We start from the raw sequence: 16,427 nt of genomic DNA, 5'->3' as shown, positions 1-16,427 counted from the left end.
TCGGGACGCGGCGGCTGAAATCAAGCGGGTGATTCTGGCGGCGCACAACCACCGGATTGCATTTCCCGCGGTTCGCGGCGAGAGTGCGCGTGCATCTGGAGGAATCGCCCATGCGTCGCCTTTCATCCTGCCTCATCGCCGCGTCGCTGTTCGCGGCGGCCCTTCCCGCGGCCGCGCAGCAGCCCCCGCCCCGCCCCAACACCCCGCCGCCGCTGACCCAGCGGGTCGACCGCCCCATGATCGTTTCAAACGCCTGGACCCGGGCGGAATACGAAACCTTCCTGGACGCGGCGTCCGGCAACAATCTGCCGACCCAGCCGCTCGAACGCGTCGACCTCGCCAATCGGGTCAGCACCCTGATCGAGCTTGGCCGCTGCACCGACGCCCGTAACGAGGCTCGCGAGGCGGGCGACCCGCAGATGGCGCTGCGGGCGCGGCAGATCTGCCGCGCCGACGCCAATCCGGCGGGCTAGCCCCCGCTAGACCGGATGGGTCGGTTCCGGTTTCACCGGAGCCGGCGCCGGCTCGGGCGTCGAGGGCACGTCCGGCAACGGGATGAACTCCACGTCGTCCCCGGCGGGCAGGGCCATGCGCCCGGCCTTCCAGTCCGCCTTGGCCGCGTCGATCTTCGCTTGCGACGACGAGACGAAATTCCACCAGATCAGCCGCGGCCCGACCGGTTCGCCGCCCAGCACCATGACCGACGACGGCCGCACGGCCCGGATCGTCGGCTCGGCCGTGGGCTCCAGCACGATCATCTGGCCCTCGTGGAAGGTCCGGTCTCCGATTTCGATCTCGCCCCTGGCCACATACAGGGCCCGCTCGCTGTAGCCGCCCGCGCCCCGGCCCGGCGGCGGCGTCGTGCGCACTCCCTCGGCCAACTCCCAGTGGACGTAGAACAGCGGCGACGACGTCGGCACGGCCGCCTTCGCCCCATAGGCCTCGCCCGCCACCAGCCGCGCGAACAGGCCGCCGTTCTCATAGGCCGGCTGGTCCGCCTCGCCATGATGGTGGAACGACGGGTCGGCGTCCTCGGCCTCGTCCGGCAGGGCGATCCACGCCTGCATGCCGTGCATCGGTCCGCCCCGGCTTTGCTTCAGCGGGTCGGTGCGCTCCGAGTGGACGATCCCCTTGCCGGCCGTCATCCAGTTGACCTCGCCCGGACGGATGGTCTGGGTCACGCCGGTGTTGTCCCGGTGCACGATCTCGCCCTCGAACAGATAGGTCAGGGTCGACAGGCCGATGTGCGGATGCGGACGCACATTGATCGCATCGGACCCGGGCGCGAACTCGGCCGGCCCCATCTGGTCCAGGAAGATGAACGGACCGACCATGCGCCGGGCGTGGAACGGCAGCACCCGCCCGACCTCGAACCCGCCGAGGTCCTTGCGTCGGGCGTCGATCACCATCTCGATCATGTGCGTCTCCCCGGCGCGGCGCGCGCCGGACCGGACTATCCGACGTGCGGGGTGATTATGCCAAGAGGCAGGGTGGTCACATTCTTCACGCCCCGCGTGACGATGTGGCTCTCGCAGTCCGAGACGATGCCGAGGCTGAGCAGCTTCTCGCGCAGGAACAGATCGAAGGCGTGCATGTCCGAGGTGATGATCCGCAGCACATAGTCCTCCCGCCCGGTGATGGTGGCGCACTGCACCACCTCGGGCCAGTTGGCCACGGCGGCCTCGAACCGGTCGAGATTCTCCGTCGACGGCAGGCTCAGCTTGACGATGGCGTAGACCTCGAAGTCGAGGCCCAGCTTGGTGGCGTCCAGCAGGGTCACCCGCTTGCGGATGAAGCCCGTATCCTCCAGTCTCTTGATGCGGCGCCAGCACGGCGATGCCGACAGACCCACCCGTTCGGCCACCTCGGCCACGGACAGTCCGGCGTCCTGTTGCAGGATGTCCAGTATGCGGGCGTCCACGGGATCCAGATCGTCAGCCAAGGCGTTTCTCCGGTTCTTGTTATGGCGCAATAAAATACCCGTGAACCGGCATATGCAAGGTCAAAATCGAGCGAGCCTTGGCTGGCGGACCATGCTACAGGGCGCCGGAGGAAACGCGGTCGGATCAACCGGACGGCAGGACGGAATGACAAAGCCTAACACCCAGCCCTTGTCGCTGCGCGTGCCGGAGCCCTCGGGCCGCCCGGGCGACAAGCCGGACTTCAGCCATCTCAAGCTCGACGCGCCCGGCGCCGTCGACCGCCCGGCGGTCTCGACCACGCCGTTCGACATGCGCGATCACGCCTTCCGCCTCGTTCGCGTGCTGGATGACGACGGCAAGGCGGTCGGCCCGTGGAATCCCAAGCTGGACGCCGAGACCCTGCGCCGCGGCCTCAAGGCCATGATCCTGACCCGCGCCTTCGACGACCGGATGCATCGCGCCCACCGCCAGGGCAAGACCAGCTTCTACATGAAATGCACGGGGGAAGAGGCCATCGCCGTGGCCCAGGGCATGATCCTCAGCCGCGAGGACATGGGCTTTCCGACCTATCGCCAGCAAGGCCTTCTGATCGCGCGCGGCTATCCGCTCGCGACGATGATGAACCAGATCTATTCGAACGCCTCGGATCCCATCAAGGGCCGCCAGCTGCCGATCATGTATTCGGCGAAGGACTTCGGCTTCTTCACCATCAGCGGCAATCTGGGCACCCAGGTGCCGCAGGCCGTCGGCTGGGCCATGGCCAGCGCCTACAAGGGCGACGACAAGATCGCCATCACCTGGATCGGCGACGGGGCCACGGCGGAAGGCGACTTCCACAACGCCCTGACCTTCGCCAGCGTCTACCGGGCCCCGGTGATCCTCAACATCGTCAACAACCAGTGGGCCATCAGCTCCTTCCAGGGCATCGCCGGCGGTCTGGAGACCACCTTCGCCTCCAAGGCCATCGGCTACGGCCTGCCGGCCCTGCGCGTCGACGGCAACGACTTCCTCGCCGTCTGGGCCGCGACCCAGTGGGCCGAGGAGCGCGCCCGCTCCAACCAGGGTGCGACGGTGATCGAGCTGTTCACCTACCGCGGCGCCCCGCACTCCACCTCGGACGATCCCAGCCGCTACCGCCCCGGCGACGAGCACGAGAAATGGCCGCTCGGCGATCCGATCGCCCGCCTGAAACAGCACCTGGTCGCGCTCGGCGAATGGTCCGACGAGCAACAGACGGCCGCCGAGGCCGACGCCGTCGACCAGGTCCGCGCCGCCGGCAAGGAGTCCGAGGCCATCGGCACGCTGGGCCAGTCGCGCCCCTCGGTGAAGACCATGTTCGAGGAGGTCTACGCCACCGAGGACTGGCGCATCACCGAACAGCGCCGCGAGGTGGGGGTCTGATCATGAGCGAGCAAACCACCTTCACCCGATCCGACCGCACTGACGGCGTCGAGCCGGACATGGTCGACCAGAACCACGCGCCGAAGTCCGAGGCCCCGACCTCAGGCGTCCAGCCCATGAACATGATCCAGGCGCTGAACTCGGCCCTGCACGTCAAGATGGCCGAGGACCCCGATGTCCTCAGCTTCGGCGAGGACGCGGGCTATTTCGGCGGCGTCTTCCGCGTCACCGACCAGCTGCAGCAGAAGCACGGCCTGACCCGCAGCTTCGACGCCCCGATCAGCGAGTGCGGCATCGTCGCCGCCGCCATCGGCATGGGCGCCTATGGGCTGCGGCCGGTCGTCGAGATCCAGTTCGCCGACTACATCTACCCGGCCTACGACCAGATCGTCTCCGAGGCCGCCAAGCTGCGCTATCGCTCGGCGGGCCAGTTCACCTCGCCCATCGTGGTGCGTTCGCCCTACGGCGGCGGCATCTTCGGCGGCCAGACGCACAGCCAGTCGCCGGAGAGCCTGTTCACCCACATCGCCGGGCTCAAGGTCGTCATCCCGTCCAACCCGTACGACGCCAAGGGCCTGTTGACCGCGGCGATCGAGGACGACGACCCGGTCATCTTCTTCGAGCCGAAACGTCTCTACAACGGCCCCTTCGACGGCTGGCACCAGAAGCCGGTCAGCCCGTGGAAGGCCCAGGCCCTCGCCCAGGTCCCGACCGGCAAACACGTCGAGCCGATCGGCAAGGCCCGCGTCATGCGCGAGGGCGCCGACGTCACCATCCTCTGCTACGGCACCATGGTCTGGGTCTCGCTCGCCGGAGCGGAGCACGCCGGGGTCGACGCCGAGGTCATCGACCTGCGCACCCTCGTGCCGCTCGACATCGAGACCATCGAGGCCAGCGTGAAGAAGACCGGCCGCTGCGTCATCGTCCACGAGGCGCCGAAAACCTCCGGGTTCGGAGCGGAACTCAGCGCCCTGGTGCAGGAGCGCTGCTTCTATCATCTCGAGGCCCCCATCGCCCGCGTCACCGGCTGGGACACCCCCTATCCGCACGCCTTCGAGTGGGAATATTTCCCGGGTCCGGAACGGGTCGCCACGGCGCTGAAGGCCGTCATGAGCGGGGGTCGCTGAGATGGGTCGTTACGTCTTCAAACTGCCCGACGTGGGCGAAGGCACGGCCGAGGCCGAACTGGTCGGCTGGCACGTCAAGGTCGGTGACACGGTCGCCGAGGACCAGATCATCGCCGACATCATGACCGACAAGGCCACGGTCGAACTGACCAGTCCGGTCGCCGGCAAGGTGCTGGCCGCCCACGGGGAGCCGGGCCAGCAGCTGGCCGTCGGCTCGCCGCTGGTCGAGTTCGAGGTCGAGGGGGCGGGGAACGCCACCTCTTCTCCCTTCCCCCTCGAGGGGGGAAGGGCCGGGGATGGGGGTGCTTCCGCCTTCGCCGCCGGTGAAGCTGCGAAGGCTCCGTCTGCGCCTTCCGCGTCCAAAGACACACAGCCTGCCTCCACCCCCTCCCAACCCTCCCCCCTCGAGGGGGAGGGCGCGGCGGGTTCGGCCAACTACGTCTTCAAGCTCCCCGACGTCGGCGAAGGCACCGCCGAGGCCGAGCTGGTCGGCTGGCACGTCAAGGTCGGCGATACGGTCACGGAAGACCAGATCATCGCCGACGTCATGACCGACAAGGCCACCGTCGAACTGACCTCCCCCGTCGCCGGAACCGTCGTCGCCCTGCACGGCGAAGCCGGCCGGCAGATCGCCGTGGGCGGGCCGCTGGTCAGCTTCCAGGTGGAGGGCAAGGGCAACGTTAGCGCTCCCTTCCCCCTGGAGGGGGGAAGGGCCGGGGATGGGGGTGGCGGTGCGTCCGCCGCCGCTCAGCCCAAAGCGGCACGCACCGCACCTGAAGCCGCCGCCTCCACCCCCATCCCGACCCTTCCCCCCTCCAGGGGGAAGGGCTCAGACGCGAAGTTCTCCGACCGCACCCAGCGCCCGCTCGCCTCCCCTGCCGTGCGCAACCGCGCCCGCGATCTCGGCGTCGAGCTGCGGTTCGTCCCCGGTTCCGGCCCCGCCGGCCGCATCGAGCACGCCGACCTCGACGCGTACGTCGCGTCCGGCGGCCACACACCGTCCGCCCCCGGAGCATCGACCGGCTCGACCTATGCGAAGGTTGAAGGGACCACCGAGGTCCGCATCATCGGCCTGCGCCGCAAGATCGCGGAGAAGATGGCCGAGAGCGTGCGCCGCATCCCGCACATCACCTATGTGGAAGAGATCGACGTCACCGCACTCGAGGAGCTCCGCGCCCACCTCAACGCGGCGAACAAGGGCACGGACAGGCCCAAGCTCAACGTGCTGCCGTTCATCGCCCGCGCCGTCGTCGTGGCCTTGCGTGACCAGCCGCAGATCAACGCCTGGTACGACGACGAGGCCGGCGTCCTGACCCAGCACGCCCCGGTCCATCTCGGGATCGCCGCCCAGACCCCGAACGGCCTGATGGTGCCGGTGGTCCGCCACGCCGAGGCGCGCGATCCGTACGACACGGCGCTCGAGATCGCCCGCGTCTCCGCGGCCGCCAAATCGGGCAAGGCCAGCCGAGAGGAACTGTCCGGCTCGACCATCACCATCACCTCGCTGGGCACGCTGGGCGGGGTGGTCCACACCCCGATCATCAACTACCCCGAGGTCGCCATCGTCGGCCCCAACAAGATCGCCGAGCGGGTGGTGGTCCGGGACGGCCAGATGGTCGTGCGCAAGATGATGAACCTGTCGTCCAGCTTCGATCACCGCATCGTCGACGGCCACGACGCGGCCGTGTTCGTCCAGCGCATCAAGGGCCTGCTGGAGCACCCCGCGACGCTGTGGATGGGGTGAGGGGTGAACCGGCACCCGGACAATAAGGCCAGGCTGGCTGAAGCGGTCCGTCGACAACAGCGACGGAATGCGAAAGCGGATTTCGTTGCTCGCTTGGCGGGTGGAGGCTCTCCGGGGAGCATTATTGGCGACGAGCGGCAGCTGCATCTGGTCGCCGCCTTGAAGGAACTCAGTAGAGGTCCGCCGACGGCCTTTGGCGACATCTTCAGTGCTGTCGCAGCAGCGGAGGGCGTCGTCGGCGATGGGCTACGGGTGGTCCTTCATCCCTGCGTGGAGGAGTGGCCGGGCGCGATCGTGAACGCGACCGATTTCTTCGCAGCTGTCCAGTGTGATCCCTTCCTCCTGAGCCTCGATGGCTTCGTCATCATGTCGCCAGGCGGTGAGGCAGCCCTGGAGGTCGACTATCTGGACGAGGGGCCGGACGCTCCAGCCGAACTTAGAACCTACGGATCGTGGGCGGTTGCCCCAGAAGCTCAGAGCCAATGACCCAGACCCTGACCACCAAAGTCCTGATCATCGGCGCCGGCACCGGTGGCTATGTGGCCGGCATCCGTTGCGGCCAGTTGGGCCTCGACACCGTGCTGGTCGATGGCGGTGACGGCCTGGGCGGCACCTGCCTCAACGTCGGCTGCATCCCCTCCAAGGCCATCATCCACGCCGCCTCGAAGTTCGAGACCGTGGCCAAGGCCGCCGACGGAGGCACCCTCGGCATCACCGCCTCCAAGCCGGCCATCGACCTGGCGCAGACGGTGGCGTGGAAGGACGGCATCGTCAAAAAGCTGAACAACGGCGTCGCGGCCCTGCTGAAGAAGTCGAAGGTCAAGGTCATCAAGGGCTGGGCCGGGTTCACGGACGCCAAGACCTGCACCGTGAAGACCGCTGAGGGCGATCTCGTTATCCGCGCCGAACACGTCATCCTCGCCACCGGCTCCGAGCCGGTCGAACTGCCCTTCCTCAGGTTCGGCGGCGACGTCATCTCCTCGACCGAGGCCCTGTCGCTGGCCGAGGTGCCGAAGAAGCTGGTCGTGGTCGGCGGCGGCTATATCGGCCTCGAACTCGGCATCGCCTTCCGCAAGCTCGGCGCCGAGGTGACCATCGTCGAAATGGCCGACCGCCTGCTGCCGCTCTACGACAAGGCCCTGACCGATCCGGTCCAGAAGTGGCTGGAAAGGCACGGCGTCGAGCTGCACCTCGGGGCGAAGGCCGGCGCCTTCGAAAAGGGCCAGCTCAACGTCACGACGAAGGACAGCGAGGCCCTCCGGCTCAAGGCCGACAAGGTCCTCGTCACCGTCGGCCGGCGTCCGCGCACGAACGGCTGGGGCCTCGAAAACATGGGCGTGGCCATGGCCGGGCCGTTCGTGAAAATCGACGACCGCTGCGCGACGTCTATGAAGAACGTCTGGGCCGTCGGCGACCTGACCGGCGAACCTATGCTGGCCCACAAGGGCTCGGCCCAGGGCGAGGTGGTCGCGGAAATCATCGCCGGCCATGACCGCCGCTTTGACCCCGTGACCATCGCCGCCGTCTGTTTCACCGAGCCCGAGATCGTCTCCGCCGGCCTTACGCCCCTGGACGTCGAGGGCCGTGACGACGTCATCACCGCCGTCTTCCCGCTGGCCGCCATCGGCCGCGCCCTGGCCATCGAGGCCGGCGAGGACGGCGGCTTCGTCCGCGTGCTGGCGTCGAAGACCGACCACCGCCTGCTCGGCGTCCAGGCCGTCGGCCAGCACGTCGCCGAACTGTCCAACAGCTTCGCCCAGATGCTGGAGATGGGCGCGGTGCTTGAGGACGTCGCCGGCGTCATCCACGTCCACCCGACGCTGGGCGAGGCCTTCCACGAGGCGTCGCTGCGCGCGCTCGGGCACGCGATCCATATCTAGGACGGCGATCAACCCCTCCGTCGCCGAACCGTCATCGGACCGTCCGGCCGTCCGTCACAAACCTGTGGTCCAAGCAGCCTCGACCTCAACCCCGTTGTCGGAGCCAAAATCCATGAACCGCACCCTGTTCGCCGCCGCCTCGGCGATCGCCCTCGTCGCGCTGGCCGCCTGTGGCGACAATCAGAGCGCGGCCCCGCAGGGCGCGCGCGCGGGCGGCATCCTCGCGGTCGGCTCCTCGACCGTCTTCCCCTTCGCCAGCCGCGTGGCCGAGAATTTCGCCCGCACCTCGGGCGGGGCGGCCCCGCGCGTCGAATCCCTGGGCACCGGCGGCGGCATCCAGCGCTTCTGCGAGGGCGTCGGCCCGGGCACGGCGGACATCGCCAACGCCTCGCGTCCGATGAAGAAGTCCGAGTTCGAGCTGTGCCAGAAGAACGGCGTGACCGAGATCGTCGAGATCAAGATCGGCTTCGACGGCATCGTCATCGCCACCGCCCGTAACGGCGAGGCCATGAACTTCCGCCTGCAGGACCTCTACCTCGGCCTCGCCAAGGACGTCCCGGGCGCCGGCGGCGCCTTCGTCGCCAATCCCGCGACGACCTGGAACCAGGTCAATCCCGGCCTGCCCGCCCAGCGCATCCAGGTCTACGGCCCGCCGCCGACCTCGGGCACCCGCGACGCCTTCCTCGAGCTGGGCATGGCCCCCGGCGCCAAGCTGATCCCGACCCTGGCCTCGATCGAGGACAAGGACCGCTTCGAGGCGCTGGCCCACACCCTGCGCGAGGACAACGCCTGGATCGACTCGGGCGAGAACGACAACGCCATCGTCCAGACCCTGACCCGCACCCCCGGCTCGCTGGGCGTGTTCGGCTTCTCCTTCCTCGAGCAGAACATGGACACGGTGAAGGCCGAGACCATCGACGGCGTCGCCCCCTCGGCGGCGACCATCGCCGACGGCTCCTATCCGCTGGCCCGCAGCCTCTACATCTACGTCAAGAAGCAGCACATCGGCGTGACCCCCGGCCTGAAGGAGTTCGTGACGGAGTTCATGTCGGACGCCGCGGCCGGCCGCGGCGGCTATCTGCAGGACCGCGGCCTGGTGCCGCTGCCCGCCGACCAGCTGGCCGCCCAGCGCGCCGTGATCGCCGCCATGACCCCGATGGCCAGCCCGCAATAGCCACGACAGATCCATCGCGATCAGCTTGAACGCCGCGGGCCGCGAGGTCCGCGGCGTTTTGCTGTTCGCGCGCCCGCCCCCCCGCCCGCCGTCACAAATCTTCGGGGGAAACGTCATGGTGTTGCCTCCCGGCGTTCGGAATTGCGTCACCGCAATCTCACCGTTCCGTCGCCGGACTTAAGCAAAAACGTCGCGGCCCGACGATAATTCGGGGGCCTGATCTGACCACATCCGGTCGGCGGGCAACCGAAGGACATCCCGGTGCGACACCCCTCCCTGCTGGCGAGCGCCGCGCTCGCCATCGTTCTCTCGCTCACGACCGGCGCGGCCCTGGCGCAGGAGGCGGAGCCCGCCACCACCATCACCTGGAAGGGCGCGCCCGAGTTCAAATGGGGCGAGTTCACCTTCAAGCCGCGCGGCCGCGTGTTCCTCGACTATGTCGACCAGGACGTCGACCGCGCCACGGGCCTCGACTTCGGCGCCTCGGAAAGCCGCATCCGCACCGCCCGCATCGGCGTGCAGGGGACCTGGACCGACCAGTGGTCGTATGTCGCCGAGGCCAGCATCGCCAACGGCGAGGCCAACTGGGAAGACCTGCTGCTCGAATATTCCCTGGCCGAGCACACGGCGATCACCGTCGGCAATTTCAAGAGCCTGTCGCTCGAGAACCTGACATCGTCGCGCTACACGACCTTCATGGAACGCGGCGCGTTCAATGACCTGATCGACGTCGGCCGGGTCATGACGCTGGCGGCGCGCACCGGCGGCGACAACTGGTCGATCGCGGGCGGGGTGCACGGCGATTCCGTCAACGATCCCTCGACCGGCGGCGACGAACAGCGCGGCGCCTTCCTGCGCGCCCACCTCGCCCCGATCGTCACCGACGACATGAAGCTGCACCTCGGCGTCTGGGCCCGCGACCGCGACCGGAACGACGACGCCGCCTTCCGGTACCGCGTGCGCAACAACACCAATTTCGGCGACCGCTACACCGACGCCGGTTCCTCGCCGCTCGGCGCCGGCGAGAGCGACACCGCCGTCGGGGTCGAGGCCGCCGCCGTCTGGCGCAGCGTCTCGGTGCAGGGCGAATGGGCGACCATCGACGCCGACCTGACCGGCGGCGGCTCGGCCGGGGCGACCGGCTACTACGTCTTCGCCTCCTTCTTCCCGACCGGCGAACAGCGCAAATACGACGCCGCCGCCGGTGAGTTCGGCCGGGTCAGCATCCGCAATCCGCTGACCAAAGGCGGCATCGGCGCGGTCGAGCTGGCGGTCCGCTACGACGCCGCCGACCTGACGGAGTTCGCCGGCGTGGCCGCGGCCGGCGAATATTCGGCCGTCACCCTGGGGGCCACCTGGTACCCGTTCCCCTACGTCCGCTTCATGGCCAACTACACAGACTCGAAGAACGAGGCCCAGGTCGCGGCCTCCGACGTCGACGTCCAGACCCTCCAGGTCCGCGCCCAGTTCGACTTCTAGGGGCGGAGCGGTTCACCTCCCCATCGGCGAAGGCCGATGGGGAGGACAGATCGCGCAGCGATCAGGTGGGGGCGGCTCGGTGGCAGAGGATTGGCGGTAGGCTGGCCGAGGCCTGCGCCGCCCCCTCCGGGTCGCCGCTTCGCGCCGACCGTCCTCCCCAATCGCCTTCGCTCATGGGGAGGTAAGGTTTTAGGCCACCGCCTTCTTCCTCAGCCGGGCGATGCGCCGCAGGCGGCGCCAGAACCGCCCGCGCTCCGGCTCGGGATAGGGCTGCAGATTCTCGACGAACTGCTCCGCCGACGCGCGCCAGCTGAACCTCTCGGCATAGGCCCGCACGGCCGCCCGGTCGCATTTCAGCGCCTCGAGGCAGGCCGTCCCCAGGTCCTTGTCGATCACGCCGGCGTTCGAGCCCGGGATGATGTCGATCGGGCCGTGCGCCGGATAGGCGGCCACCGGCGTGCCCGTGGCCATGGCCTCGAGAATCACCAGGCCGAAAGTGTCGGTCCAGCTGGGGAAGACGAAGACGTCGGCGTCGCGGAAGCACCGCGCCAGCTCCTCGCCGAAGCGCGCGCCGAGGAATTTCGCCTCCGGATATTTGGCTTCCAGCTCGGCCCGCGCCGGCCCGTCGCCGACCACGATCTTCGTCCCCGGCAGGTCGGTTTCGAGGAAGGCCTCGATGTTCTTCTCGACCGCCACCCGGCCGACGTTGAGGAAGAACGGCCGCGGCCAGTTCGCGCCGCCCAGTTCGTCGTAGATCGGCTTCAGGTCCGGATTGAACTGCTCGGTGTCCACGCCCCGCGACCACGGCGAGACGTTGCGGAAGCCCCGCTCCAGCAGTTCGTCCCGCAGCGTCGGCGTCGCCACCATCAGCCGCCCGGAGGGCCGATGGAACCATTTCATATAGGCGTAGCCGACCTGCACCGGCACCGGGAACCGGGCCGAAATATATTCGGGGAATTTCGTGTGGTAGCTGGTCGTGAACGGCAGCTTCCACTCCACGCAGATGCGCCGCGTCGCGATGCCGATCGGACCCTCGGTGGCGATGTGCACGGCCTCCGGCTCATAGGCCCTCAGCCGCTCGCGAATCTCCTCCTCCGCCCCCAGCGCCAGCCGGATTTCGGGATAGGTCGGCGCGGCGATGGTCTTGAACTGGCTCGGCTCGATGACCTCGACCTCGTGGCCCATGGCGCGGCATTCCGCGATGGTCCGGGTCAGGGTGCGGACGACGCCGTTGACCTGGGGCTCCCAGGCGTCGGTGGCCAGAACGATGCGCATGTGGGCCGGGTGGCTCCGCCGTTGATCGGGGAACCGATCTAGCGGTTTGCGGCGACGTTGGCGAGACGGGGATGCGACCGCCGCCCGCGCCTCAGTCGACGGCGGGCGACAGCCGGTAGACGTCGAGGGCCGAAGGTTGCGGCGCTTCATCGCCCCAGCGGTCCCTGCAGACGGCGTCCGCCACCCTGTAGATCAGACTTCCCGGCGGCATCTCCTGGGGGGGCTGCGGCTCCGATGCCGGCTCAAACTCGCGGATCTGCCCCTCCGGGCCGTAGTCGATGCCCTCATCCACACTGAAGGTCATCCTCTCGCAGTCCACCGTCCAGCGGTAGATCTCATAGGCGTAGCCGGTTCCGTACATCGTGTCGCCGCCCGTCAGCGCCGCCATGGCCCAGTACTGGACCGTCCCCTCCGCCTCGCGCGCCACGTTCGAACGATCGACCGCGACCAGGCCCTGGTCGTGCCGGGCGAGCACCGTCCAGGCCTCCGGCGAGGGGGCCTGGCCCAGCCCTGCGGACTGAAAGGCGGCGACGGCCAGGCTGACCAGCATCATGGGACCCTCTCCCTCAAGGAGGCCACCCTATCCCCGCCGGTCCGGCGCGCGCCAGAGACGGTAGGGAATCGTCAGAGCGGCAGGGCGGTGGTCGCCTTCACCTCTTCGAGAACGGCATAGGTTCGCGTCTCGCGCACGCCCGGCATTCGCACCAGCACGTCGCCGAGGAAGGTTCGATAGGCGTCCATGTCGGCGACCCGCGCCTTGATCAGATAGTCGAAGCCGCCGGCGACCATGTGGCACTCCAGAACCTCGGGCTGACGGCGCACCGCCTCGGCGAAGGCCTCGAAGACATCGCCCGTCGTGCGATCCAGGTGAATCTCCACAAAGATCAGCAGCCCCCGTCCAACCTTGGCCGGATCGATCAGGGCGGCATAGCCGGTGATGACCCGGCGCTCCCGCAGCCGGCGCACCCGCTCGAAACAGGCGGCGGCGGACAGGTTGCAGCGGCGCGCCAGCTCCGCGTTCGACAGGCGGCCGTCCTCCTGGAGCGCGCGCAGCAGGCGCCGGTCGACAGTATCCAGAACATCCATCGGCAAACCCATCCACTCAACGAACGATCATCGGCGCTGCGGCAGATCATACGATACACATTCGGCGAGGTCCGCCATATATGCGCGGCACAATCAGGACGGTGCGCCCATGACGACTGCCTTCTCCCCCTCAAGCGTCGCCCATTGGGACACGCTGGACGAAGGCAAGTTCGCCGACGAAACCGCCACGGTCCGCGGCCTGCTGGCCCGCATTCCGCTCGACGCCGGCGAACGCGCCGCCGTCCTGGACAGCGCCGTCGATCTCGTCGAGCGCGCCCGCGCCAGCGTCAAGAAACAGGGCGTGGTCGAGAGCTTCCTGCAGGAATTCTCGCTCGGCACCCGCGAGGGCCTCGCCCTGATGTGCCTCGCCGAGGCCCTGCTGCGCACCCCCGACGAGGACACCCGCGACCGGCTGATCGCCGAGAAGATCGGCTCTGCCGACTGGGCCAGCCACCTCGGGCAGTCCGACAGCCTGTTCGTCAACGCCTCGACCTGGGGCCTCATGCTGACCGGCAAGCTGGTCGATGTCGACGAGGAGGCGAAGACCGACCTGCCCGGCTTCCTCAAGCGCATCGTCGGCCGGCTCGGCGAGCCGGTCATCCGCGAGGCCGTCGCCGCCGCCGTGCGCATCATGGGCGAACAGTTCGTGGTCGGCCGCACCATCGAGGCGGCGCTGAAGCGCTCGAACAGGGAAGGCTGGCTCTGCTCCTTCGACATGCTGGGCGAGGGCGCCCGCACTGCCGCCGACGCCGGGCGCTACGAAAAGATCTACGCCGACGCCATCGAGGCCGTCGGCAAGACCGCGAAGGGTCAGGGCCCCGAAGCCGGCCACGGCGTCTCGGTCAAGCTGTCGGCCCTGTCGCCCCGCTACGAGGCCACGCACGAGGCTCGGGTCTGGTCCGAGCTGTACCCCCGCGTGAAGCGCCTCGCCCTGATCGCGGCGAAATACGACATCAACTTCACCATGGACGCCGAGGAGGCCGACCGCCTCGCCCTGTCGCTCAAGCTGCTCGACCGGCTGGCCCACGAGCCCGACCTCGGCGGCTGGACCGGCCTCGGTCTCGCGGTGCAGGCCTATCAAAAGCGCTGCCCCGAGGTGATCCGTCGCGTCGCCGATCTGGCGAAGACAAGCGGTCGCCGCCTGATGGTCCGGCTGGTCAAGGGCGCCTACTGGGATACCGAGATCAAGCGCGCCCAGCAGTTCGGCCGCACCGACTATCCGGTCTTCACCACCAAGGCCGCCACGGACCTCAACTATCTCGTCTGCGCCCGGCTGATGATCGAGGCGGCGCCTCACATCTACAGCCAGTTCGCCACCCACAACGCCCACTCTCTCGCCGCCGTCTACAAGATGGCGTCGGAGCGCGACGTGAAGATCGAGTTCCAGCGCCTGCACGGCATGGGCGAGGCGCTCTACGACGCCGCCGGCGAAGCCTTCGGCCCGGTGACGGTGCGCGCCTACGCCCCCGTCGGCGGCCATGAGGACCTGCTGCCCTATCTGGTCCGTCGCCTGCTCGAGAACGGGGCCAACTCGTCGTTCGTGCACGCCCTGCTCGACGAGCGGGTGCCCGCCTCGGCCGTCGCCGCCGACCCCATCTCCGCCGTCGAGGCTCACCCCGACCGCCACGCGAAAATCCCGACCCCCAAGGACATGTACATGGACCGCCAGAACTCGCTGGGCCGCGACTATTCCCAGGCCACGGACCGCGAGCGCCACGCCCTCGCCCTGGCGAAGGTCGACAGCGAGAAGCTGACCTCCGGCCCGATCCTCGGCGGCAAGCTCAAGGCCGGGACCAATCCGCAGCCGGTGACCAACCCGTTCGATGCGACCCAGGTGTTGGGTCACGTCTCGGAAGCGACCGAGGCCGACATCGACGCCGCCGCCGAAGCCGCCGCCAGGGCCCAGGTCGCCTGGGACCGCAAGGGCGGCGCCGGCCGCGCTCCCGTTCTGCGCGCCATGGCCGACGCACTCGAGGCCGACATGGACCGGCTGGTCGCCTTGCTCAGCCGCGAGGCCGGCAAGACCCTCAACGACGGCGTCGCCGAGGTGCGCGAGGCCGCCGACTTCTGCCGCTACTACGCCATGCTGTCCGAGCGCGACTTCGGCGGGCCGCAGACGCTGCAGGGCCCCGTCGGCGAGATCAACCAGCTGGTCCTGCACGGCCGCGGCGTCTTCGCCTGCATCAGCCCCTGGAACTTCCCCCTGGCCATCTTCACCGGCCAGATCGCCGCGGCGCTGGCCGCCGGCAACGCCGTCTTGGCCAAGCCGGCCGAACAGACGCCGCTGATCGCCGCCGAGGCCGTGCGCCTCTACTACAAGGCCGGGCTCGACCCCGACCTGCTGGCCCTCGTCCCGGGCCGCGGCGAGACCGTCGGCGCCAGGCTGGTCTCGCACCCGGGAATCGACGGCGTCGCCTTCACCGGCGGCACCGACACCGCGACCCTGATCAACCGCTCGCTGGCGGCCCGTCCCGGCTCCATCATCCCCTTCATCGCCGAGACCGGCGGCCTCAACGGCATGTTCGTCGACACCACGGCGCTGAAGGAACAGGTCATCGACGACGTCATCCTGTCGGCCTTCGGTTCGTCGGGCCAGCGCTGCTCGGCCCTGCGCCTGCTCTACGTCCCGCACGACGCCGCCGACGCCCTGATCGAGGGCCTCAAGGGCGCGCTCGCCGCCCAGGTCGTGGGCGACCCGTCCGATCCCTCGACCGACATCGGCCCGGTCATAGACGCCGACGCAAAGGGCATGCTCGAGGCCCACCTCAGGCGGCTGGAGGGCGACGCGAAGATCGTCGCCCGCGCCGAACTGCCCGCCGGCGCCGACAAGGGCCATCTGTTCGCCCCGACCATCGCCGAGATTCCGACCCCCGACTATCTCGAGCGCGAGGTGTTCGGCCCCATCCTGCACGTCTGCCGCTACGAGCCGTCGAAGCTGAAGGAGACCGCGTCGAAGCTGGCGCAGCGCGGCTACGGCCTGACCCTCGGTGTGCACAGCCGGATCGAGGCCTTCGCCGACGAGGTCGCCCGCCTTGTCCCCGCCGGCAACGTCTACATCAACCGCTCGATCATCGGCGCGGTGGTCGGGGTTCAGCCCTTCGGCGGCGAGGGCCTGTCCGGCACCGGCCCCAAGGCGGGCGGTCCGCACGCCCTGCTCCGCTGCGCGGTGGAGCGCGCCGTCAGCGTCAACATCGCAGCCCAGGGCGGCGACCCGGCGCTGCTGAATCTCGACGCCTGATTTCGTCCCCAGGCCATCCACAGGCTGGCGCTTCACAGATGCGTGAATCGCCGGCCCATAACCGTTCGCGCTCCCTCGGGGAAGTCGCAAAATTAGGGATT

14 protein-coding genes are annotated in these 16,427 nt (G+C 69.0%); 9 read left to right on the top strand and 5 right to left on the bottom strand.

All coding sequences use genetic code 11. The features are described 5' to 3' along the window. Positions 1 to 110 precede the first annotated feature (110 nt). Positions 111 to 473, top strand: a complete 363-nt coding sequence (locus tag VEB62_RS06410; RefSeq protein ID WP_324796962.1) for a hypothetical protein — start codon at positions 111 to 113, stop codon at positions 471 to 473. Between the two features lie 6 nt (positions 474 to 479). Here the strand turns inward: VEB62_RS06410 and VEB62_RS06405 are convergent, their stop codons facing one another. Together VEB62_RS06405 and VEB62_RS06400 are read right to left on the bottom strand one after the other, a co-directional pair. Continuing rightward, on the bottom strand, positions 480 to 1,418 hold the full coding sequence (locus VEB62_RS06405) for a pirin family protein (RefSeq protein ID WP_324796959.1): 939 nt from the start codon (positions 1,416 to 1,418) through the stop codon (positions 480 to 482). Between the two features lie 35 nt (positions 1,419 to 1,453). After that, positions 1,454 to 1,942, bottom strand: coding sequence for an Lrp/AsnC family transcriptional regulator (locus tag VEB62_RS06400; RefSeq protein WP_324796956.1), 489 nt, complete (start codon positions 1,940 to 1,942; stop codon positions 1,454 to 1,456). 145 nt (positions 1,943 to 2,087) lie between these two features. On the opposite strand from VEB62_RS06400, the gene VEB62_RS06395 reads away from it, so the two are divergent. The 7 genes from VEB62_RS06395 (at position 2,088) to VEB62_RS06365 (ending at position 10,727) form a co-directional block, all read left to right on the top strand. Next, positions 2,088 to 3,323, top strand: a complete 1,236-nt coding sequence (locus tag VEB62_RS06395; RefSeq protein ID WP_324796953.1) for a 3-methyl-2-oxobutanoate dehydrogenase (2-methylpropanoyl-transferring) subunit alpha — start codon at positions 2,088 to 2,090, stop codon at positions 3,321 to 3,323. Positions 3,324 to 3,325: 2 nt separating this feature from the next. Beyond that, on the top strand, positions 3,326 to 4,450 hold the full coding sequence (locus VEB62_RS06390; protein ID WP_324796950.1) for a transketolase C-terminal domain-containing protein: 1,125 nt from the start codon (positions 3,326 to 3,328) through the stop codon (positions 4,448 to 4,450). A 1-nt stretch (position 4,451) separates the two neighbouring features. Continuing rightward, entirely contained in the window at positions 4,452 to 6,194 is a 1,743-nt protein-coding gene (locus VEB62_RS06385; protein ID WP_324796947.1) for a dihydrolipoyl dehydrogenase family protein, read from the top strand. Between the two features lie 3 nt (positions 6,195 to 6,197). Further along, positions 6,198 to 6,680 (top strand): hypothetical protein, encoded by a 483-nt coding sequence (locus VEB62_RS06380; RefSeq protein WP_324796944.1) that lies wholly within the window; start codon positions 6,198 to 6,200, stop codon positions 6,678 to 6,680. Continuing rightward, the gene (gene lpdA / locus VEB62_RS06375; RefSeq protein ID WP_324796941.1) at positions 6,677 to 8,074 is read left to right on the top strand and encodes a dihydrolipoyl dehydrogenase; all 1,398 of its coding nucleotides are present in this window, start codon (positions 6,677 to 6,679) and stop codon (positions 8,072 to 8,074) included. The genes VEB62_RS06380 and lpdA overlap by 4 nt, the downstream gene beginning before the upstream one ends. Before the next feature lie 112 nt (positions 8,075 to 8,186). Next, positions 8,187 to 9,248: a substrate-binding domain-containing protein gene (locus tag VEB62_RS06370; RefSeq protein ID WP_324796938.1), complete on the top strand. Its 1,062-nt coding sequence runs from the start codon at positions 8,187 to 8,189 to the stop codon at positions 9,246 to 9,248. 261 nt (positions 9,249 to 9,509) lie between these two features. Beyond that, positions 9,510 to 10,727: an OprO/OprP family phosphate-selective porin gene (locus VEB62_RS06365; RefSeq protein ID WP_324796935.1), complete on the top strand. Its 1,218-nt coding sequence runs from the start codon at positions 9,510 to 9,512 to the stop codon at positions 10,725 to 10,727. 189 nt (positions 10,728 to 10,916) lie between these two features. Here VEB62_RS06365 and VEB62_RS06360 read toward each other — a convergent pair whose 3' ends face one another. The 3 genes from VEB62_RS06360 to VEB62_RS06350 form a co-directional block, all read right to left on the bottom strand. Continuing rightward, the gene (locus tag VEB62_RS06360; protein WP_324796932.1) at positions 10,917 to 12,002 is read right to left on the bottom strand and encodes a glycosyltransferase family 4 protein; all 1,086 of its coding nucleotides are present in this window, start codon (positions 12,000 to 12,002) and stop codon (positions 10,917 to 10,919) included. Positions 12,003 to 12,093: 91 nt separating this feature from the next. Continuing rightward, a complete protein-coding gene (locus VEB62_RS06355) occupies positions 12,094 to 12,555 on the bottom strand; it encodes a surface-adhesin E family protein (RefSeq protein WP_324796929.1) in 462 nt (153 codons plus the stop codon). A 71-nt stretch (positions 12,556 to 12,626) separates the two neighbouring features. Next, the gene (locus VEB62_RS06350; protein WP_414641989.1) at positions 12,627 to 13,088 is read right to left on the bottom strand and encodes an Lrp/AsnC ligand binding domain-containing protein; all 462 of its coding nucleotides are present in this window, start codon (positions 13,086 to 13,088) and stop codon (positions 12,627 to 12,629) included. A gap of 109 nt (positions 13,089 to 13,197) precedes the next feature. Here VEB62_RS06350 and putA point away from each other — a divergent pair, with 109 nt between their 5' ends. Then, complete coding sequence (putA, locus tag VEB62_RS06345) at positions 13,198 to 16,326, top strand: bifunctional proline dehydrogenase/L-glutamate gamma-semialdehyde dehydrogenase PutA (RefSeq protein ID WP_324796926.1); 3,129 nt, start codon at positions 13,198 to 13,200, stop codon at positions 16,324 to 16,326. Positions 16,327 to 16,427: the final 101 nt, after the last annotated feature.

Source organism: Brevundimonas sp., assembly GCF_035626975.1.
GTDB lineage: Bacteria > Pseudomonadota > Alphaproteobacteria > Caulobacterales > Caulobacteraceae > Brevundimonas.
This window is presented reverse-complemented; position numbering and strand designations above follow the sequence as displayed.

Bases quoted from the DNA above. Each gene is read 5' to 3' on its own strand.
- VEB62_RS06410 (WP_324796962.1), top strand. From the start codon at position 111: ATGCGTCGCCTTTCATCCTGCCTCATCGCCGCGTCGCTGTTCGCGGCG.
- VEB62_RS06405 (WP_324796959.1), bottom strand. From the start codon at position 1,418: ATGATCGAGATGGTGATCGACGCCCGACGCAAGGACCTCGGCGGGTTC.
- VEB62_RS06395 (WP_324796953.1), top strand. From the start codon at position 2,088: ATGACAAAGCCTAACACCCAGCCCTTGTCGCTGCGCGTGCCGGAGCCC.
- VEB62_RS06390 (WP_324796950.1), top strand. From the start codon at position 3,326: ATGAGCGAGCAAACCACCTTCACCCGATCCGACCGCACTGACGGCGTC.
- VEB62_RS06385 (WP_324796947.1), top strand. From the start codon at position 4,452: ATGGGTCGTTACGTCTTCAAACTGCCCGACGTGGGCGAAGGCACGGCC.
- lpdA (WP_324796941.1), top strand. From the start codon at position 6,677: ATGACCCAGACCCTGACCACCAAAGTCCTGATCATCGGCGCCGGCACC.
- VEB62_RS06370 (WP_324796938.1), top strand. From the start codon at position 8,187: ATGAACCGCACCCTGTTCGCCGCCGCCTCGGCGATCGCCCTCGTCGCG.
- VEB62_RS06360 (WP_324796932.1), bottom strand. From the start codon at position 12,002: ATGCGCATCGTTCTGGCCACCGACGCCTGGGAGCCCCAGGTCAACGGC.
- VEB62_RS06355 (WP_324796929.1), bottom strand. From the start codon at position 12,555: ATGATGCTGGTCAGCCTGGCCGTCGCCGCCTTTCAGTCCGCAGGGCTG.
- VEB62_RS06350 (WP_414641989.1), bottom strand. From the start codon at position 13,088: ATGGATGTTCTGGATACTGTCGACCGGCGCCTGCTGCGCGCGCTCCAG.
- putA (WP_324796926.1), top strand. From the start codon at position 13,198: ATGACGACTGCCTTCTCCCCCTCAAGCGTCGCCCATTGGGACACGCTG.